Here is a 20455-nt window from a genome sequence, read left to right as displayed (position 1 = left end):
GTGACCACGCCGCCGCGAGCGCCGCGCCTCGATCCGGGTGCGGTCCGGCGAGCGCTCCGCTCCGCCGGGCTCGCGGCGCGGCGTGGCCTGTCGCAGAACTTCCTTGCCGATGTCGACGTGCTCGAGGCCATCCTCGCTGAGGCGGCGCCCCGAACCGGACGACGGATCCTCGAGATCGGGCCAGGCCTCGGCGTCCTCACGGGCGGCCTCCTCGAAGCCGGCGCTGCGGTCACCGCGATCGAGCTCGACGCCGGCCTCGCCGCGCGGCTCAGGACGATCTTCGCGGCGGCGATCGAGCGGGCCGGCTCGGATCCCGGTGCCGCCGGAGGTCTGCGGCTCATCGAGGGCGACGCGCTCGATGAGCCGCTCGCCACGCTCCTTGAACCACCGTTCGACGTCGTCGCGAATCTTCCCTATCACGTGACGAGCCCGATCCTGCACCGACTCCTCGAGGCTGCGCCGCGCCCGGAGCGGGCCATCCTCATGCTCCAGCGGGAGGTCGCCGAACGGATCGCCGCACCGCCCGGGGCGATGAGCTACCTCTCCGTGTTCGTCCAGTACCACGCCCGCGTGCGCATCGCATTCCGTGTCCCGCCAGCGGCCTTCGAACCGGCACCCACCGTCGAGTCGGCGGTCGTCGTCGTCGAACCGCACACCGGCACAGCCGCCGACACCCTCGAGCCGGCGGATGTGGACGCCCTCTGGCGGCTCGTCCAGGCAGCCTTCCGCGAACGCCGCAAGATGCTCCACAACGTCCTCGTCCGTCAGCTGCCGATCGCTCCCGAGCGGGTCGCCGGGGCACTCGCCGCCGCGGCGATCGACCCGGATCGACGGCCGCAGACCCTCGCCGTCGGCGAGTGGCTCGCCCTTCGGAAGGCGCTTGGCCCGATCGGTCCCGACGCGCGCGGCCGGCGAGCGGAACGATGACGGTCGGCGCGGTGGCGGGCGACCGATGACGGGCGCGGTCGGATCCGGTCCGGTCGTCCGGCTCGCCCCGGCGAAGCTCAACCTGACGCTTGCCATCGTCGGCCGGCGGGCGGACGGCTACCACGACCTCCACTCGGTCGTCGTGCCCCTCCGGCTCGCCGACGTACTCACGTTCGCCCCGGCGGCCGGAGGAATGGATTCGCTCCACGTCGTCGGTCGGGATTCCGGACCGGTGATGGACAACCTCGTCCTGCGTGCCCTGGACGAGGCGCGCCGCGCGGTCGGTCCGGCTGTCGCGCCACCGCTCGCCGTCCGCCTCGACAAGCGCATCCCGGTCGCTGCCGGGCTGGGCGGCGGAAGCAGCGACGCCGCAGCTGCCCTCGATGGCGCGTTCACGGCGTGGTCGGCCGAGATCGACGACCGTCGGCGAGCCGAGATCGCCGTCCGCCTCGGCGCGGACGTGCCGCTCTTCCTCGTCGGTGGCGCGGTCCTCATCGAGGGACGCGGCGAGCGGGTCACGCGCCTCCGAGGGACCATCGCTGACGGCGAGCCGACCGGCGTCCTCCTCGTCACGCCGGACGTCGCCGTCCCGACGGAGGCCGTCTACCGCGCGTTCGCGGACGGGGCCCGGCCGGCCGACCCCGGAGCGAGCCGCGCAGCGTCCGTCCATCTCGCTGCCGAGATGGAACGCGGCCTGTCGGTCCGGGCACTCGTCGACCGTGCCGCGGTCCTCGCCTCGACGAACGACCTCGCCGCGGCGACGCAGGCGTTGGTGCCCGGCCTCCGCGACGTCCGCCGCGCGCTCATCCGGCTCCTTGGCCGGCCCGTCGGACAATCGGGCTCCGGTCCCACGCTCTGGGCCCTCTATCCTTCATGGAACGCGGCGGACGCCGCGGCCGAGGACGTCCGGGCGGCGATCTCGGGCGGTCGACTGCCGCTCGCCGGCGACGGACCGCCGACGATTATCGCAACGGCCCTCGGTTCGGGAGTGCGACCTCGGGAGGCACCATGACCCGCGACGCCATGAGGACCGTCGGCGCCCCGGCGGCGATCGGACCGTACAGCCAGGCCATCGCGACCGACGGCCTCGTCTTCTGTTCCGGCCAGCTCGGCCTCGATCCGCTGAGCGGCGAGCTCGCCACGGGCGTGGAGGCCCAGGCCGATCGCGCCCTCCGCAATCTCGCCGCCGTGCTCGAGGCCGCCGGCTGCACGTGGGAGGACGTCGTGAAGACCACCGTCTTCCTCGCCGACATCGCCGACTTCGCGGCCGTCAATGCCGTGTACGCGACCCACATGCCGGACCCGCCGCCGGCGCGCTCCACGTTCGCCGTCGGCGCCCTCCCGAAAGGCGGCCGAATCGAGATCGAGGCGGTCGCCGTCCGCCGGGCCCGATGAGCGAACCGCTCCGGCCCGGTGTGCTCCGCAGAGGGCCAGGATGGACAGGGCCGCGGTCGAGCCGGTACCATCGGCCGACCGATCGATGACTGCAGCTCCACGATCGCCGGACCGGGATCGGGACGCCGACGCCGGTCGTCCCGATCATCGGATCGGCCGGCGGACCCGGACCGTGACGACCCCTCAGGCGGCCGTCCCGGCCAACGCGGTCGCCATCGTCCTCGCCGCCGGGCTCGGCACGCGGATGCGGTCCCGGCTCCCGAAGGTGCTCCACCCGCTCCTCGGCCGGCCGATGCTCGCCTTCGTCCTCGACGCGGCCCGCGCGGCGACGGGTGGGCGACGGCCGATCGTCGTCTACTCGCCGGCGACGGCCGCCGTTCGGGAGGCGGTCGCCGGCGAGGCGGATGTCGCGCTCCAGGATGCCCCGATCGGGACCGGCGACGCGCTGCGGGCCGGTCTCGCCGCGGTGCCGGCCGACACCGCCGAGATCCTCGTCCTCATCGGCGACGTGCCGCGGATCCACCCGGAGCTCGGGACGGCGCTCCTCGAAGAGCGGCGGGCGAGCGGCGCCGCGATCGCCCTGACGACCGTTCTGGTCGACGAACCCGGCTCGCTCGGCCGGATCGTCCGCGGGCCGGACGGGACGATCCGCGGCATCGTCGAGGCGAAGGACGCATCCGACGAAGAACTTGGCATCACCGAGATCAACGCCGGCATCTACGCCTTTGACGCCGCCTGGCTGCGGCGACGGATCAGCGATCTGCGGCCCTCGGTCGCGACGGGCGAGGTGTACCTGACGGACCTCGTCCGAATCGCCCGCGATGACGGCGTGATCGTGACCTCGGTCGTCGTCGCCGACGACGGCCGGCTGCTCGGGATCAACGATCGGCTCCAGCTCGCGGAAGCGGAGGGTGACCTCCGGGCGGAGATCAACGAGGGCCATCTCCTCGCCGGGATCTCGATGGCCGACCCGTCAACGGCGTATATCGAACCGACCGTGGAACTCGAGTCTGACGTTCGGCTCGAGCCGAACGTCATCCTCCGCGGCCGCACGCGGATCGGGGAGGGGACTGTCATCGGCGCCGGATCGCAGATCGTCGACTCGACCATCGGGCGCCGCTGCTTCATCTGGGCGAGCGTCGTCGAGGGCTCGGAGATCGGCGACGACGTCTCCATCGGCCCGATGAGCCACCTTCGACCGGGCTCCCATGTCGAGCGCGGCACGCAACTCGGCAACTTCGCCGAGGTCAAGAACAGTCGCCTCGGACCGGGCGTCCGGCAGCATCACATGAGCTATCTCGGCGACGCCGACGTGGGCGCCCGGACGAACGTGGGTGCCGGGACGATCACCGCGAACTACGACGGCCGGGCGAAGCACCGGACGACGATCGGCGAGGACGTCTTCCTCGGCGTCGACACGATGCTCGTCGCCCCGGTCGAGATCGGCGACCGGGCGAAGACCGGCGCGGGCGCCGTCGTCACCCGGGATGTCCCGGCCGATGCGCTCGTGGTCGGCGTGCCGGCCCGAGTCCGGACGGCCGCCAGCGACGAGACGTCGGGACCGGACGGTCGATGAGCGCTCCGATCCCGGAACTCCTCGTCATCGTCGTCCTCACCCTCGTCGAGGCCTTCTTCGTCGCCTCCGAGATCGCCCTCGTCTCGATCCGTCGGAGCCGGATCGAGCAGCTCGTCGATGAGGGAAGCCGTCCTGCGCGCCGCGTCCGTGGCCTGCTCGAGGCACCCGGCCGGTTCCTCGCCGTCGTCCAGATCGGGGTGACGTTCATCGGCTTCCTCGCCTCGGCGTACGCGGCCGTGAGCCTCGCCAACCTTCTCGCCGGCGCGCTCCGCGGGATCCCGGCCCTCAGAGAGAGCGCCGACGGGATCGCCCTCGTCATCGTCACCCTCCTGCTGGCCCTCTTCACGATCGTCATCGGCGAGCTCGTGCCGAAGAGCTTCGCGCTCGCCCACACGGAGCGGGTCGCCCTCGCCGTGGCCGGCCCGATCGATCTCATCGGCCGCCTGCTCCAGCCGATCGTGGCCCTCCTCACCGGCGTCACCGCACCGATCGCCCGGCTCCTCGGCGCGGACGTCTCGAGCGACGTCCGGATCAGCGCCGAGGAGCTCAGGCTCATCGTCGAGCGCGGCGGCGAGCAGGGTGTCCTCGAGGCCGAGGAGGAGCAGATGATCAACGCCGTCATCGGGCTCGGCCAGGGCCGCATCCACGAGGTGATGGTGCCGCGGACCGCGATCGTCGGCCTGCCCGCCGACGCGACGTTCGAGGAGGCGATCTCCCTCGTCGTGGACGAGGGGCATTCGCGGCTGCCGGTCTACGAATCCTCCGTCGACGAGGTCATCGGGATCCTCTACGCGAAGGATCTCCTCGCCTTCCTCAAGCGCGACGCCGTGTCGCCGCCGCCGATCCGGACGCTCCTCCGGACGCCGGTCTTCGTCCCGGAGTCGATGTCCGTGGACGACCTCCTCCACGAGTTCCAGCGGCGGAAGGTCCACCTCGCGGTGGTCCTCGACGAGTACGGCGGGACCGCGGGCCTCGTGACGATCGAGGACCTCCTCGAGGAGATCGTCGGCGAGATCCAGGACGAGTACGACGTCGAGGAGCCGATGGTCGTCCGGATCTCGGACGACGAGGCGCGGGTCGACGGGCGGGCGTCCGTCGACGACCTGAGCGAGCTGTTCGGGACGCCGATCGCCCTCGAGGACGACGACGAATACGACACCGTCGGCGGTCTCGTCTTCCACCGCATCGGCCGGATCCCGCGGCCCGGCGACACGGTCGACGTGGACGGTCTGACCCTCACCGTCGAATCGACCGATGGACGGCGGGTCGGCAAGGTCCTCGTCGTCCGCCCGCCGCGGGCCCACGACGACATGCTCGACGACGAGGGCGACCGCTGAGGATCCGCCGGGCGGAGCGGACCGGACCGCCCGGCCCGGCTCAGGCGGCGATGACCGAGACCACGATCCGTTCGAGCGCCGCGCGGGCCTCCGGCCGGACGACGCCGGCGGCATCGAGCTCGGCGAGTGCCTCGTCCCGGCAGCGGCGCGCCTCCCGGCGAGTGAACGCATCCGCGCCGGTCCGCTCGAGGATCGCGACCACCTCGGCGACCTCGGCCGGCGTCGGTGCCGGGATCGCATGGAGCGCCTCCAGCCGGGCCCGGTCGCCCGGCGTCGCGTGCTCGAAGGCGTAGATGACCGGCAGCGTCTTCTTGTGGCGGGCCAGATCGGAGGCCACCTTGCCGGTCGTCCGCTCGGTACCCCAGATGCCGAGGACGTCGTCGTTGAGCTGGAAGGCCAGACCGAGGGCCCAGCCGAAGCCGCGGTAGCGGGCGATGACGGACTCGTCGTCCGTGGCGAGGAGGGCGCCCGCCTCCACCGAGGCGGCGATGAGGGCCGCCGTCTTCCGCCCGATCATGTCGAAGTAGCCCTCGACGGACATGACGTCGTCGTGCTCGGAGGCCCAGATGTCGAGATACTGGCCCTCGCAGAGGGCGAGACACGTCTCGTCGTAGAGGCGCATGAGGCGGAGGACCTTCGCGTCGCTGAAGCCGAGGTCCGTGAGCCGGTGGAGCGCGATCCGCGAGAGCGTGAAGAGCATGTCACCGGCATTGATCGCCTGGGGGATGCCGTGGATCGTCCACAGCGTCGGGCGGTGGCGTCGCTCGGCATCCGCATCCTCGATGTCGTCGTGGACGAGGCTGAAGTTGTGGCCGAGCTCAACCGCCGCCGCGCCCGGCAGGGCCCGCTCGTAATCGCCGGCGATGGAGGCGTAGGCGAGCAGGCCGAGGACGGGCCGCATCCGCTTCCCGCCGCGCGATCCGCTCCCGTCGAGGCCGAGATGGTAGCGGACCATCTCGTACACGCCGGCCGTCGACCCGTCCCGGTCGCGGACGAGGCTCCGGATCTCCGTCTCCGTGGCGGCGATGAGCTCGCCGATGTCGAGGTCGGTGAGCGTCATGGGCTCGGTCATCGGCTGGAGTGTACCGGGCTCCCGACAAACATGCGAGGTCCGGGTAGCCGGTTGGCGGCGACGCGCCGTGGTACCGTCGAGCGGTGCCCGGGCGTCGGACCTACGTCACCGATGCGATCGTCCTCTCGAGGTTCGACCTCGGCGAGGCCGACCGCGTCCTCACCCTCATCACCCCCGAGCATGGCAAGCTCAAGGCGATCGCCAAGGGCGTCCGACGCCAGAAGAGCCGGATCGGCGGGAGCCTCGAGCCGTTCGCCGAGCTCCGCGTCCAGCTCGCGCGTGGGCGGACGTTCGACGTGGTCACCCAGGTGGTCGTGGGCCAGGCCTGGCTCCGCCTTCGCGACTCGCTCGAGCCGGCAGCCACCGCCTGGTACCTCGCCGAGCTCGCGGACCGCAGCCTCGAGGAACGGCATGCCGCCGAGCCGCTGTACGCGCTGCTCCACCGGGCCTATGAGCTCCTCGACGCCGGGATGGCGCCCGGTCGGGTGGCCCGCTGGTACGAGATGCGGCTCGCGGCGGAGCTCGGGGTCCGGCCCGAGCTCGAGCGGTGCGTCGAATGCGACCGGTTCCTCGAACCGACCGACACGTTCCGCTGGGTGCCGCCGCTCGGCGGCGTCCTGTGCGCCTGCGACCCCGGCCCACCAGCGGCGCGGACGAACCTCACCCTCGAGTGCCTCAAGCTCCTTCGCGCCTACCAGCGTCTCGATGCCGAGGCCCTCGCCGACCTGCGCCTCGCTCCGGAGCTCGAACGCGAGGCGGAGTCGGCGATGCGGACGTACATCGCCCACGTCCTCGAGCGCGAAGCGCGGTCGCTCGCCTTCCTCGACGAGGTCCGCGCCGGGAGCTGAGCCGGCCGTCTGGTAGCATCGGGTCCCGCCCACCAGCGCGACCGCCCCTGCCACGGCCGGCCGCCCTACCGGAGTCCCCGTGCCCACCCTGCCGACCGACCCCGACGACGTCCCCCCTGCAATCGCGAACCTCGACACGATCGTCTCGCTCTCGAAGCGCCGCGGCTTCGTCTTCCCGAGCAGCGAGATCTACGGCGGCATCAACGCGGTCTGGGACTACGGACCGCTCGGCGTCGAGTTGAAGAACAACGTCAAGCGCGCCTGGTGGCGGGCCATGGTCCAGGAGCGTGACGACATCGTCGGCCTCGACGCGGGGATCCTCATGCATCCCCGGGTCTGGGTGACGTCCGGCCACGTCGGCAGCTTCAGCGACCCGCTCGTGGAGTGCGCCACGTGCCACCGACGCTATCGACTCGACGAGCTCCCGGGCGCGGAGTCGCTGACCGCCACCGACGTGATGGACCCGACGGTCGTCGAGCGGCTCGGCTTGCGCTGCCCGAACGACGGCGGCCCGCTCTCCGCACCGCGCCGCTTCAACCTTATGTTCCAGACGTGGATGGGGCCGCTCCAGGACGACGCCTCGATCGTCTACTTCCGGCCCGAGACCGCGCAGGGCAGCTACGTGAACTTCAAGAACGTCCGGGAGAGCTCGCGGAAGAAGATCCCGTTCGGGATCGCCCAGGTCGGCAAGAGCTTCCGGAACGAGATCAGCCCCGGCAACTTCGTCTTCAGGATGCGCGAATTCGAGCAGATGGAGATGCAGTACTTCGTTCGTCCCGGGGAGGCCGCCACGACGGCGTTCGAGGAGTGGCTGCCCCGGCGCCGCGCCTGGTACGAGGCCTACGGCGTCGCGCCGGCGCGGCTCCGCCTGCGGGAGCACGCCAGCGACGAGCTCGCCCACTACGCGAAGAAGGCCGTCGACGTCGAGTACCGCTTCCCCTTCGGCTGGAAGGAGCTCGAGGGCGTCCACAATCGAGGCGACTTCGACCTGTCGCGTCACGCCGAGGCTTCCGGGGAGAACCTCGAATACTTCGATCCGGCGACCGAGGAGCACTTCATCCCGTGGATCGTCGAGACGGCGGCCGGAGCGGACCGGGCGGCGTTCACCTTTCTCGTCGACGCCTATCGCGAGGACGAGGTGCGGGGTGAGAAGCGCGTCTCGCTGGCCCTCCATCCGGAGCTCGCCCCGTACAAGGTGGCGGTCCTCCCACTGCTCAAGAAGCGCCCGGAGATCGTCGAGCTCTGCCACCGGCTCCGGGACGACCTGGCCCGCGACGTCATGGCGGTCTACGACGACACGGCGGCGATCGGCAAGCTCTACCGCCGTCAGGACGAGATCGGCACGCCGTGGTGCGTGACCGTGGACGTCGACTCGCTGGAGGACGAAGCAGTGACCGTGCGCGATCGCGACTCGATGACCCAGGAGCGGGTGTCGGTCGAAGGCGTGAAGCGCCTCATCCTCGACCGCCTGGCGGCCGCCCGACCGTAGGGAGGGCGGCGTCGGCGCGTCGCCGACGCGCCGAACCGGTGTACGCCGGCTCACGGGAGGTCACCTGCCGATCGGTCCGTTTCCGGTCGGTTCCTTTCCTTTGGGCCAGTACAGTTCCTTCTTTACCTGCGCCTCCGGGAAGCCCCGCTCGAGGAGCGTCGCCTCGGCGGCGACGATCATGTCCGGATTGCCGCAGATGTAGGCGATGGCGTTGTCCGGGGTGAGGCCGAGCTCATCGCACACGGTAGCGATGATCGTCTCGACCCGGCCAGTCCGGCCCGTCCAGCCGGCATTGCGCGGATCGGCCGGGCGCGAGACGGCTGGCACGTACGTCACCGGGTAGGCGCCGGACGCCTGCCAGCCTTCGACGAGCGTCCGGTAGCCGAGCTCGTCGGCATGCGACACGCCGTTGAGGAAGATCGCTCGGCGCGGCCGGCCGGCAGCGCCGAGCCGTCGCATCATCGAGACGAACGGGGCGTTGCCGGTGCCCGACGAGATGAAGAGGTGGGTCCGGTCGTCGGCGGGCTCCAGGGTGAACCTGCCCTTCGGGCCGATCATCCGCATCCGGTGTCCGAGCGGCAGCCGCCACAGGAGCGGCGTGAACGCGCCGCCCTGGACGAGGCGGACGTAGAACTCGTAGCCGTCCGTCCCGGCGACCGCCGGATCCGAGGCCACCGAGTACGGCCGCTGCACGAGGCGCCCGTCCGCGACGACCCCGATCGTCATGTACTGGCCGGGCTCGAACGGTGTCGGCTCGCCGTCGAAGCGAACCGCGAAGTAGGCGAGGCTGTCCGTCTCGTCCGTGCGCGCGATGAGCGTCGCGTTGTACTGGGCCGCCGCAGGATCGATGGCGCGCCCATCGAGGGTCTCGGTCATGGGGTGTGGGGTCTCCGATTCACTGTCCGCGGCATCGTACCCGGCCGGGGGGACGAAGGGTCGGACGGAACGCCCGCCGGGAGTCGTCCGAGGCGCCCGTCGTACAATCGGCCGGTACCGGATCGACCTCCCGGCGGTGCCGTGAGCGCCGCTCACTCGTTCGAGGAGCCCTCCCATGACCGACACCGTCGCCTCGCCTGCCGACCGCGCGCATCGGGCCGCGAAGCGCTACATCTACGCGTGGCGCGACGGTCAGGCGGAAGGCAGCGGCACGATGAAGGATCTGCTCGGCGGCAAGGGCGCGGGTCTCGCCGAGATGACCCGGGCGGGCTTGCCGACACCGCCCGGCTTCACGATCACGACGGAGGCGTGCAACGACTATTTCGCGACCGGTGAGCAGCTGCCGGACGGGCTGTGGGAAGACATCCTCGAGGCGCTCGGAGAGGTCGAGCGAGCGACCGGGAAAGGGTTCGGCGACGCGGCCGACCCGCTCCTCGTGAGCGTCCGCTCCGGCGCGAAGTTCTCGATGCCGGGGATGATGGACACGGTCCTCAATCTCGGGCTCAACGAGGCGACGCTCGAAGGGCTCATCGCCCTGACCCGGAACGAGCGGTTCGGCTGGGACGCGTATCGGCGGTTCATCCAGATGTTCGGGCGGATCGTCATGGACGTCCCGGGCGACCGGTTCGAGCACGCCCTCGAGGTGAAGAAGCGCGACCTCGGGGTCGCGACGGACCCGGAGCTCACGCCGGAGGCGCTCCGCGACCTCGTCGGCGAATTCCTCGCCATCGTCCGGGCCGAGGCGGGGCGGGATTTCCCGACCGACCCCCGGGAGCAGCTCGACCTCGCCATCAAGGCCGTGTTCGCGAGCTGGTTCGGTCAGCGGGCCCGGGATTACCGGAAGTACAACAAGATCGCCGACGACCTCGGCACGGCCGTCAACGTCGTGACCATGGTCTTCGGCAACATGGGCGACGACTCGGGCACGGGGGTCGCCTTCACCCGGGACCCCAACACCGGCGAGAAGGAGCTCTACGGCGAGTTCCTCACCAACGCCCAGGGCGAGGACGTCGTGGCCGGCATCCGGACTCCGATGAAGATCGCCGCGATGCGCGAGGTCATGCCCGAGGTCTATGCCGAATTCGATCGCATCGGACGCCAGCTCGAGCGGCACTACCGGAACGTCCAGGATCTCGAGTTCACGATCGAGCGCGGCCGGCTGTACATGCTCCAGACCCGCGATGCGAAGCGGACCGCGGCGGCCGCCGTGCGGATCGCCCTCGACATGGTCGAGGAGGGCCTGATCTCGACCGAGGAGGCAGTCGCGAGGATCGAGCCGGCCCAGGTGGATCAGCTCCTGCGCGATCAGTTCGATCCGGCGGCTCGCCAGGCGGCGACGCGGATCGCGAAGGGCCTCAATGCGTCACCGGGGGCGGCCGTCGGGCGGGTGGTCTTCTCCGCCGACGACGCGGTGGCGTGGGTCGGGCGTGGCGAGCGGGTCGTCCTCGTCCGGGTCGAGACCTCGCCGGACGACTTCCACGGGATGGCGGTGGCCGAGGGGATCCTCACCGCCCGCGGCGGTGCCACGAGCCATGCGGCGGTCGTCGCCCGCCAGATCGGCAAGCCGTGCGTCGCCGGTTGTGCCGAGCTCGTCGTCGACTATGGGTCGAAGGCCGCTCGGAGCTCGGAGTCGGGCGCGACCTTCGCCGAGGGCGACTCGATCAGCGTCGATGGCTCGACCGGTGAGGTCTTCCTCGGCGCCCTGCCGACCGTCTCAGCCCGGTACGAGGACCAGGAGGAACTCCAGACCATCCTCGGCTGGGCGGACGCGATCCGTCGGATGGGTGTCTGGACGAATGCCGACAAGCCGGAGGAAGCGGCCCAGGCCCGTCGCTACGGCGCCCAGGGGATCGGCCTCTGCCGGACCGAGCACATGTTCCGCGAGGGCGACCGGCTCGAGATCGTCCGCAGCGCGATCCTCGTCGCCAACCAGGCGACGAGGTCGAAGGCGAAGGCCGCCGCCGGCGAAGCGCTCGACGCCGACGAAGCGGATGCGGTCGCCCGGTTCGACACGGCGATGGCGAAGCTCGAGGTCCTCCAGCAGGGCGACTTCGAGGGGATCTTCCGTGCGATGGACGGCCTCCCGGTCGTGATCCGGCTCATCGATCCGCCGCTCCACGAGTTCCTGCCGAACCTCGAGGAGCAACTCGTCAAGGTGACGAGGGAGGGCGATGCGGCGAGTCGCGAGGACCGCGACCTCCTCGCCACGATCCGCTCAATGCACGAGCAGAACCCGATGCTCGGCCTTCGCGGCTGCCGGCTCGGCCTCATGATCCCGGACTTCGTGAAGACGCAGACCCGGGCGATCCTCAACGCGCAGATTGCCGTGACCAGGGCCGGCGGGCATCCGATCGCGAAGATCATGATCCCGCTCGTCGGGCACGTGAACGAGCTCGCCGCCACGCGCCGCATCCTCGAGGCGGAGGCCGCAGCGGTGGAGTCGAGCGCTGGCGTCACCGTCGACTACAAATTCGGGACGATGATCGAGGTGCCGCGCGGTGCGCTCACCGCCGACGAGATCGCGCGCGAGGCCGACTTCTTCAGCTTCGGCACCAACGACCTGACCCAGATGACGTTCGGCTTCAGCCGCGACGACGCCGAGGGCGGCTTCCTGCTCAAGTACGTCGAGGACAGGATCCTCCCGGTCAATCCGTTCCAGACGCTCGACGACGCGGTCGCCGGGCTCATGCGGATCGCCGTGGAGCGAGGCCGGTCGACGAAGCCGTCGCTCGAGCTCGGGATCTGTGGCGAGCACGGCGGGGATCCGGATTCGATCGCCAAGTGCGAACGGATCGGGCTCGACTACGTGTCGTGCTCGCCGTTCCGGGTCCCGGTCGCCCGGCTCGCCGCGGCCCAGGCGACACTCACGAACGCGGCCGAGCGCGACCGCTGAGGGATCGGGCCGCCCGAGCTCGCGGCCGCCGAAATCGCTCATCCGTGGATGGTTCACCGATGAACGATCCGATCCGGGGTGGGGTGGGGCGGGGCGGGGCGGGGCGAGGACGAATCACGCTCCCAGCCGGGCGACGTAGGCACGCCGCCATGCCTCGGGCAGGTCGCCGAACCGGATGGGCGTGCCAGGCGCGACCCAGACGTGGAGCATCTCGGCCGTCATCGGGAGCGTCACCGAGCCGACGGGACAGTCGCCCAGGGGCGAGAGGGCGCCCGACAGGCCAGGCGGCAGGATCGACAGGCAGATGTCCTCGTGGGCGTGCCACGTCGTGAGCGGGCCGCCGACCGCCGGTCCGGATTCGTGCAGGCCCGGCATGACGAAGACGGCTCCGAGCAGGACCGGACCCCGCCGTGACGCCGCGTACACGAGCATCTCCGGTCGGGCCGGATCGAGGACGAGGCCGTCGCCCTCGTAGGCGTTGTTCACGGCATGGAAGTCGACGCCGGTCACGCCGTCGAGTCGGTATCCTGCCGCCCGGGCCACCGCCGGATCGGCGAACCGGGCCACCGCCGCCTTCGTCGCGGCGTAGAAGCGATCGGCGGCGGCCTGCTCCGCGGCGCTCGCCTCCCCGGTCCCCGCGGCCCGGATGTCCATGACGACCGTCGGACCGGGGACCGCGCCGTGACCATGTCCGCCGTCCACGACGGACGATCCCGTGCCGGGCGATCCGCTGACGTTCGCGACGGGCTGCGCCTGCGGCTCGGCGGCCACGAAGGCGCCCGCCCAGCCCGCGATCCCGGTGATGAGGACGAGGATGGTCGTGACGACCCCCGCGAGCGCTCCCCTGACTCGGCGGCCGCGGCGTGGGCGCAGGACGATGGCGATGGCGGCGAGCTCGATGAGCTTCGTCGCGATGCCGAGCTGATCCGGGGGTTCGCCGGCGAGGACCGTCACCCACCACGCGGCGAGCGATCCGAGCAGGACCAGGCGGGCCGCGCGTCGCGACGGACGGCCGGCGAGGATCCGGAGGGCCACCCCACCGAGGAGGATCCCGTCGACGACGAACGCGAGTCCGAACGGACCGCGATGCGCGAACAGGCCGAGATGGACGGCGGCCGAGATGGTGAGGCACCAGACGAGGAGCCGATCGACGGGCGGCAGGGCGGCGTGGCGGTCGCGGATGCGCCGGGCCGGACCGTATCCGCTCCGCGCGAGTCCGGCCACGAGCAGCGCCGCCGCGATGAGGACCGCGAGCGCGGCGAGGCCGGCGATGTGGTCGCCCTCGATGTGGTAGAGCGGGTTGGGGATCATGGCGTGGCCGTCGCAGGGAGACGGCCGAACGCCGCCCGGGCGGTCGGTCGTCGGAGGAGGACGATGACGAGGACCGGGACCGCGATCCTCGTGAGCGCCACCACGAGCGGCGGCGGTCCGCCCGCGACGACGAGGGCGAGGACAGCGTCGATCGACCCGCCGGCGAACACCAGGGACTCCGCGACGAGGGTGACGCGCCGCGCCCACCGCGCATGCCGACGGAGTCCGACGGCCGTCGCATACGTGAGCATCGCGGACATCGCCGTGAGCGCGAGGGAGGGACCCACGGTCGGCCCGAATGCGACGAACCAGACCGTCGTCTCGAGCGTCGCCAGGGTGAGTGTCGCCGCCTGGAGGAGGACGATGATCCGGACGAGCTCGACGATGTCGTCGGGTGGAGCCGGACGGAGCGGTCGTGGAGTGTCGGTCATGGGGCCCAGCATCCGGCCGGCGGATGAGTGACGCCCAAGCGGACGATGAGCGTTCGATGAGAGATTCCCTCAGCTGGATGGCAGCTCCACCGTGAAGATCGTGCCACCCGTCGGGCGGTTCACCGCTCGGATCCGGCCGCCGTGGGCCTCGACGATGCCTCGCCCGATGGCGAGGCCGAGCCCGGCGCCACCACCGGCCCGGGCGGGATCGGAGCGGTGGAAACGATCGAAGATCCGTTCCTCATCGCCGCGCGCGATGCCTGGTCCCTCGTCCGCCACGGTCAGGCGGGCCGACCCGTCATCGGAGGACGTGGCGACGGAGATCGTCCCGGCTCCGTGGCGGATCGCATTGTCGACGAGGATCCAGACCAGTCGCGCGAGCGCATCTCGATCGCCCCCGACGACGACCGGTCCCCGATCCTCGAGCCGGACCTCCCGGTCCGCCCGCCGCGCCGAGCGCACGACGTCGGCCGCGACGGCGGCGAGATCGACCGGCCCACGCTCGATCGGGGCGCCGGCGTCCGATCGGGCAAGAGCGAGCAGTTCGTCCACGAGACGCGCCATCCGGTCAGCCTCGGCAAGGATGTCACCGAGCGCTTCGGTGCGATCCGGAGCCGTGGCGTCAGGGTGCTCGACGAGGAACCCGGCGTTCGTTCGGATCGTCGCGAGCGGCGTCCGCAGCTCGTGGGACGCGTCGGCCACGAATCGGCGCTGTCCATCGAGCGCGGCCGCCAGCCGGGCCTGCGCATCCGCCAGCCGGTCGAGCATCCCGTTGAAGCTCGCCGTCAGGACCCCGACTTCGTCCCGGGTCCGCACCCCCGGCAGGCGGGTGGCGAGGTCGGCGGTCGCGCCGATCGACGCTGCCGTCGCGGCGAGCGAGCGGAGCGGTCGGAGTGCCCTGCCCGTCACGAGCCAGCTGACGAGCGCGACCGCCACGATCGTGATGATCGCGGCGAAGATGAGGAACGCCCGGAGACCGGCCAGCTGGTCTGCCGTGAAGCGGGTGGACTGACCGGCGACGACGACTCCCTTGTTCCCGACTCCCGTCCAGCGATGAGCGTGGATGCGGAGCTCGATCGTGGGGGCCGGTCGGATCGTCGCGATCGAGTCGCCGAGGGAGATCGCCTCGACCAGGACAGCGGCCGGGATGTGCGGCGGTGCGCCGCCGAGGAGGGCCGTGGCGTAGAGCGAGGTCCCGTCGTCGTGGAGAACGAGCACGAACGGATCGATCGACGTCGCGAGGTCCTCGACGACGAGCGGCTGCCGGCTCGCCAGCGTCCCCGGATCCATCCCCGCGACGACGCCGCCCTCGCGGTCCGCGAGGGCGGCCAGGGTCCGGTCCTGGTCGCTGACGACGCCCTGGGCGGCGAGGGCGATGAGGAGCACGCTGAACAGGGTCATCCCCGCCGCCGCGACCCCGATCGCATAGAGGACGAGTCGCCGCCGGATCCGCATCACGGCTCCCGAAGGACATATCCCACACCCCGCACGGTGTGGAGGAGCCTCGGCTCTCCGGCAGCTTCGAGTCGTTCGCGCACGTAGCCGACGTAGACGTCGACGACGTTCGAGGCGGTGTCCGCATCGAGGCCCCAGATGGCGTCGAGCAGGCGGTCCCGGCCGAGGACGAGGCGGGGGTGGTGGAGGAAGTGCTCGAGGAGGCGAAACTGGAGGGCGGACAGTGCGATCGGGCGATCGCCGCGCCGCACTTCGTGGGCGCCCACATCCATGATGAGGTCGGCGCAGCGGAGGATCTCGCGGTGGGCGGGGATGCGGCGGCGGAGGAGCGTCCTGACCCGGGCGACGAGCTCCTCGTAGGCGAACGGCTTGACGAGGTAGTCGTCCGCCCCGGCATCGAGGCCGATCACCCGGTCGCCGACCGCGTCGCGGGCGGTGAGCATGAGGATCGGCACGTCCGACGCGGCCCTGAGCCGCCGGCAGACCTCGATCCCGTCGATGCCCGGGAGCATGACGTCGAGCACGACGAGATCGGGCAGTCGGTCGCGGGCGGCGTCAAGCGCCGTCGGGCCATCCCCGGCGAGCTCGACCGTGTGGCCCTCGTAGCGGAGGGCACGCCCGATCGAGGCGCCGAGGCGAGGGTCGTCGTCGACGACGAGGATCCGGGCGGCGTCGCGCATGGCGGCATCATCGCAGGGCGAACGTCCACCAATTGTGCCTCGGGTGCGCGCGCCCGAGGCCCTGGACCTCCGCGCCGCCCCTGGACCGCCCCGCCGCGCTCGGACCGCCCCGCCGGAAGTCGTTCATCCGTGAATCGTTCATGCGTGAACTGTTTTTCCGGCCTGGACCCTGCCCGGCGGGGTCGAGCGGGGTCGAGCGGGGTCGAGCGTCAGGCAGGCACGGACGTCGGTGAGCTTCGTTCGAGGGCCCAGTACGAGGCGCCCGCTACGATGAAGCCGATGACGTAGGCGATGTCCGCTCCGCCAAGAGCCGTCGAAGCGAATCCTTCGAACAGTGGGTACTGATCCATGAATGGCACCGACACAAGGAACCCGATGACGAGGGCGAGAATCGCATTCCGCCCACTCGGGAGGAGCGAGAAATCCGAGACGTGGGCCGCGCCCGCGGTCGAGCCGCGACGGAGGCGCCAGTCGACGAGGACGATCGCCGCCCACGGGCCGATCCAGTAGGTGATGATGAGGAGGTAGCTCTCGAAGGTCTGGTTGAAGTTCGCCGAGTAGAGCCACAGCGTCGCGATGTAGCTGAGGACGCCGACGATCAGCGCGGACACCGGCCGCCACACCTTGATGCCGGCGGCGAGGAGCGACAGCGATCCCGAGTAATCATTCATGGCGTTGACGGCGACCGTGCCGAAGAAGATCGCGATCATCGCGATGGCGCCGATGACGCCCCCGCCGAGAAGCGTGTTGATCTGGTGGACCGGATCGGCGGTCGCGTCCGTGATCGCTCCGACGACGGCCAGCCCGAGTGCCTCGATCCAGACGGCTGAGATCGCGATCCCGAGGAAGGCCATGATCGCCACCCGGAAGGACGGCGTCGCCTTCGGCAGATACCGCGAGTAGTCCGACGCGTAGAGGGCCCAGCCGAGGTTGAAACTGCCGACGATCGTCGTCATGAGGACGAACGTGCCGAGCGTCTCCGCGGAGCCGGTGAACGAGAAGTTCGCCTTCGGCAGGAGGGCGATGGTGACGATCGCGAAGAGGATCGCGAGGCCGATCGCGGCGTACTTCTCGAACGTGTGGATCGCTTCGTAGCCCACGACGCTCAGGCCCGCCTGGCAGACCACGACGATGAGCAGCCCGACCGGGAAGGGGATCGCCCCGCCCGTGACCACGGAGATCGCGTAGGCGCCGAAGAAGGCGTTGATCGCGTCCCAGGCGATCGTGCTCAGCCAGTTGATGATGCCGGGCACGACGATGCTCTTGCCGAACGAGAGGCGGCTGATCGGGATCTGGGCGAGCCCAAGTCGTGGGCCCATCGTGCCGAGGATGGCAACGACGCCGCCGCCGATGACGTTGCCGACGAGGATGGCGAGGAGTCCGGACCACCACCCGAGGCCGAGCACGGACGCGAGTGCCCCGAGGGCGAACGCCGCCGGGACGAGGTTCGGCGTGAACCAGACCGTGAACAGCCGATAGACGGAGCCGTAGCGGGCCGATTCCGGGATCGGCTCGATGCCGTGGCCCTCGATCGTCATGTCGCCCTCGCCCCTGGGCATCGTGTCGCGCCCGATCCCGATCGCGGTCATCGTGAAGATCCTCCTCCTGCGTCCCGGTCCGGGACATACGTGACGGTCTCGCTGCCGGCGGTGCGATGGATCACGCTGCGGGCGGGTTCCGTCTCCGCGACGACCCGTCCCAGGCGCACGACCCATCGGGCGGCCGGCCGGAGCCGGATCGCCTCTGCTTCGTCCTCGCAATCGAACACCACGAAGTTGGCCGGCAGACCCTCCTTCACCCCATACGGAACCTCGGCCGCCCGGGCGGCGTTCGTCGTCACCATCTCGTACGCTCGGAACAGCTCCGCCCGGCCGGTCATCTGGCCGACGTGGACGAGCATCGAGAGCGCGTCGAGCATCGACCCTCGTCCGAGCGGATACCACGGGTCCATGATCGAGTCGTGGCCGCAGGCGACGTTGATGCCGGCCGCGTCGAGCTCCTTGACCCGCGTCATCCCACGCCGCTTCGGATACGTGTCGAAGCGGCCCTGGAGGACGATGTTGTCGAGCGGGTTGGCGACGATCGTCACGCCGGCCCGGCGGAGGATCTGGATGAGCTTGAAGGCGTACGCGTCGTTGTAGCTCGCCATCGCCGTCGTATGGCCGGCCACGACCCGCCCGCCCATGCCGTCTCGGATCGTGCGGGCCGCGACCACCTCGAGGAAGCGGGACTGCTCGTCATCCGTCTCGTCGCAGTGGAGGTCGATCGGCCGGCCCGTCTCGCGCGCCAGGTCGAAGAGGAAGTGGACCTCGTCCACCCCGTCCTCGCGCGTCAGCTCGTAGTGGGGGATGCCGCCGATGACGTCGCAGCCGAGCCGCAGCGCCTCGCGCATGAGCTCCTTCCCGTCCGGGAACGAGAGGATCCCGTCCTGGGGGAACGCGATGAGGCGGAGGTCGACGACGTCGCGCAACTCCTCGCGAAGCTCGAGGAGGGCGCGGAGGGCGGTGAGGCCCGGGTCGCAGACGTCGACGTGGGACCGGATGAGGCCGGTCCCCTGGGCGACCTCCCAGAGGATGGCCTGGCGGGCGCGCGACTTCACGTCCTCCCGCGTGAGCGACGGCTTGCGCTCGGCCCAGGTGAGGATCCCCTCGATGAGGGTGCCGGACTCGTTGTGGCGCGGCTGCCCGACGGTGAGGACCGCGTCGAGGTGGACGTGGGGATCGACGAGCGGTGGCGAGAGGAGCCGCCCGGCCGCATCGAGCTCGACGGCGTCGGGACCCGTGGGGGAGGGCAGCTGCCCGGCGGGCCGGATCGCGGCGATCCGATCGCCCTCGACGAGCACGTCCATCGGACCCGAGTCGGAGTCGCGGGTCGGATGGACCCGCGCACCACGGACGATCAGGCCCATACGGGCTCCACCGACACCTCGCTCGGAACGATGACGGGCTGGACGCGACCGCTCGGATTCGCCGCGCGTCCCACCCCGCCGGCGCGGACCCGAGTGTGGGACGGCGCGGAGGGCAGCGTCAAGTCGGCGCCGCGTCGTTCCCGGCCGGGATCACCCGCGTGCGCAGCGGATCGACCAGCGCCGGTCCGGGTCCTGGTGAGCACCTTCGACGAGCCCCTGCTTGAGGAGGTCGCGGAGGACGGCGACCGGCTGTGCTTTCGTCCCGCGGAAGAACCCGGCCGCGACGAGTTCGGCCGCTGCGTCGGCGACGGCCAGCTCGCGGAGCAGGCTCCGACAGGCGATCCGCTGGAGCGTGTCGTTGAGCGTCGCGACATCGACGGAAGCGGCGCGTCGCGAGCCCGTGCCGGCCGGACGGTCCGCCGGCATCGGGCGCGGCGCGCTCGGAGCGCGGCGCTCGAGCGGCCGTCCCACGGCGGACTCCTCGGCGCCGTCGGCCGAACCACCCGGCAGCTCCCGGATGGTCGTGCCGGGCGCCGGAACCGCCGGTGGCTTCGGCTCGATCGTCCCGCTCAACCCATGGGTCCGCCGCCGCCCGGTCGCATCCTGGAGGTTGGCGAACGGCAGCACGAGCGAACGGTCCGGCAGTCGCGGCGCCGCGTCGGGGGATGCGTCGACCGCCGCGGCGAACGCGGTGAAGAGCGCATCCTCGTACTCCTCGGGAGCATCGGAGGCGGCCCACCACACGCGCGTCCGCTCGAGACCCGTCAGCGTCCTGAGCCACTGGCCTCCCGGATATGGGCGCCGATCGCCGAGCGGTGTCTGGACGAGGGCCCGGACACGGCCCCCGATCGATCCGGTCGCCATGCCGATGAACAGGACGACCTGCCCCGGCAACCAGAAGTCGTGGAGCCGCGCGGCGACCTCGCGCGACGTCGGTCGCCGACCGTCGAGGCGGAGGTCCTGCCGACGCTCGATCCACTTGCCGATCGTCGTCAGCTCGATCGGGGCCGTCGCTCGAGCTTCTGGCCACTCGACGACGTAGACGCCCGGTCGGCCGGACGGCACCGGCCGGCCCCAGGTGACGGGCCCGTCCGCCATGAGGCCGACCGATCGGAGGAGGTCGGCTGCGCCCAGCGGGGCGCTCCGGGCGGACGCGGGATCGACGGCTGGCACAAACACCTCGTGCGGCATGGCCGG

17 protein-coding genes are annotated in these 20455 nt (G+C 71.3%); 8 read left to right on the top strand and 9 right to left on the bottom strand.

Annotated features, from left to right (window positions below; genetic code table 11):
• The 5 genes from rsmA (at position 1) to IVW53_07910 (ending at position 5235) form a co-directional block, all read left to right on the top strand.
• Complete coding sequence (rsmA, locus tag IVW53_07930; GenBank protein MBF6605493.1) at positions 1–927, top strand: ribosomal RNA small subunit methyltransferase A; 927 nt, start codon at positions 1–3, stop codon at positions 925–927.
• A gap of 25 nt (positions 928–952) precedes the next feature.
• Positions 953–1939: a hypothetical protein gene (locus IVW53_07925; GenBank protein MBF6605492.1), complete on the top strand. Its 987-nt coding sequence runs from the start codon at positions 953–955 to the stop codon at positions 1937–1939.
• Positions 1936–2322: a RidA family protein gene (locus IVW53_07920; protein ID MBF6605491.1), complete on the top strand. Its 387-nt coding sequence runs from the start codon at positions 1936–1938 to the stop codon at positions 2320–2322. The genes IVW53_07925 and IVW53_07920 overlap by 4 nt, the downstream gene beginning before the upstream one ends.
• A gap of 172 nt (positions 2323–2494) precedes the next feature.
• Positions 2495–3898: a bifunctional UDP-N-acetylglucosamine diphosphorylase/glucosamine-1-phosphate N-acetyltransferase GlmU gene (gene glmU, locus IVW53_07915; protein ID MBF6605490.1), complete on the top strand. Its 1404-nt coding sequence runs from the start codon at positions 2495–2497 to the stop codon at positions 3896–3898.
• Entirely contained in the window at positions 3895–5235 is a 1341-nt protein-coding gene (locus IVW53_07910) for an HlyC/CorC family transporter (protein ID MBF6605489.1), read from the top strand. Before glmU ends, IVW53_07910 begins: the two co-directional genes overlap by 4 nt.
• A gap of 40 nt (positions 5236–5275) precedes the next feature.
• On the opposite strand, the gene IVW53_07905 is transcribed toward IVW53_07910, so the two are convergent.
• Entirely contained in the window at positions 5276–6307 is a 1032-nt protein-coding gene (locus tag IVW53_07905) for a polyprenyl synthetase family protein (protein MBF6605488.1), read from the bottom strand.
• Between the two features lie 83 nt (positions 6308–6390).
• On the opposite strand from IVW53_07905, the gene recO reads away from it, so the two are divergent.
• The gene (gene recO / locus IVW53_07900; GenBank protein MBF6605487.1) at positions 6391–7155 is read left to right on the top strand and encodes a DNA repair protein RecO; all 765 of its coding nucleotides are present in this window, start codon (positions 6391–6393) and stop codon (positions 7153–7155) included.
• Positions 7156–7276: 121 nt separating this feature from the next.
• Positions 7277–8644 carry a glycine--tRNA ligase gene (locus tag IVW53_07895; protein ID MBF6605486.1) on the top strand — a complete coding sequence of 456 codons (1368 nt, stop codon included), beginning with the start codon at positions 7277–7279 and terminating at the stop codon, positions 8642–8644.
• A gap of 60 nt (positions 8645–8704) precedes the next feature.
• On the opposite strand, the gene IVW53_07890 is transcribed toward IVW53_07895, so the two are convergent.
• On the bottom strand, positions 8705–9520 hold the full coding sequence (locus tag IVW53_07890) for a hypothetical protein (protein MBF6605485.1): 816 nt from the start codon (positions 9518–9520) through the stop codon (positions 8705–8707).
• Positions 9521–9695: 175 nt separating this feature from the next.
• Between IVW53_07890 and IVW53_07885 the strand changes: the two genes are divergently transcribed.
• Entirely contained in the window at positions 9696–12473 is a 2778-nt protein-coding gene (locus IVW53_07885; protein ID MBF6605484.1) for a pyruvate, phosphate dikinase, read from the top strand.
• 114 nt (positions 12474–12587) lie between these two features.
• On the opposite strand, the gene IVW53_07880 is transcribed toward IVW53_07885, so the two are convergent.
• The 7 genes from IVW53_07880 to IVW53_07850 all read right to left on the bottom strand — a co-directional run bounded on the left by IVW53_07880 (position 12588) and on the right by IVW53_07850 (position 20449).
• The gene (locus tag IVW53_07880; GenBank protein ID MBF6605483.1) at positions 12588–13784 is read right to left on the bottom strand and encodes a hypothetical protein; all 1197 of its coding nucleotides are present in this window, start codon (positions 13782–13784) and stop codon (positions 12588–12590) included.
• Positions 13781–14215 (bottom strand): hypothetical protein, encoded by a 435-nt coding sequence (locus IVW53_07875; GenBank protein ID MBF6605482.1) that lies wholly within the window; start codon positions 14213–14215, stop codon positions 13781–13783. Before IVW53_07875 ends, IVW53_07880 begins: the two co-directional genes overlap by 4 nt.
• A 69-nt stretch (positions 14216–14284) precedes the next feature.
• Positions 14285–15673: a HAMP domain-containing protein gene (locus tag IVW53_07870; GenBank protein ID MBF6605481.1), complete on the bottom strand. Its 1389-nt coding sequence runs from the start codon at positions 15671–15673 to the stop codon at positions 14285–14287.
• Positions 15670–16350, bottom strand: a complete 681-nt coding sequence (locus IVW53_07865; GenBank protein ID MBF6605480.1) for a response regulator transcription factor — start codon at positions 16348–16350, stop codon at positions 15670–15672. The genes IVW53_07870 and IVW53_07865 overlap by 4 nt, the downstream gene beginning before the upstream one ends.
• Before the next feature lie 209 nt (positions 16351–16559).
• Positions 16560–17939 carry a cytosine permease gene (locus IVW53_07860; GenBank protein ID MBF6605479.1) on the bottom strand — a complete coding sequence of 460 codons (1380 nt, stop codon included), beginning with the start codon at positions 17937–17939 and terminating at the stop codon, positions 16560–16562.
• Entirely contained in the window at positions 17936–19258 is a 1323-nt protein-coding gene (gene codA / locus IVW53_07855) for a cytosine deaminase (protein MBF6605478.1), read from the bottom strand. Before codA ends, IVW53_07860 begins: the two co-directional genes overlap by 4 nt.
• Before the next feature lie 150 nt (positions 19259–19408).
• Positions 19409–20449 (bottom strand): hypothetical protein, encoded by a 1041-nt coding sequence (locus IVW53_07850; protein ID MBF6605477.1) that lies wholly within the window; start codon positions 20447–20449, stop codon positions 19409–19411.
• Positions 20450–20455: the final 6 nt, after the last annotated feature.

This window comes from Chloroflexota bacterium, from assembly GCA_015478725.1.
GTDB lineage: Bacteria > Chloroflexota > Limnocylindria > Limnocylindrales > CSP1-4 > C-114.
This window is presented reverse-complemented; position numbering and strand designations above follow the sequence as displayed.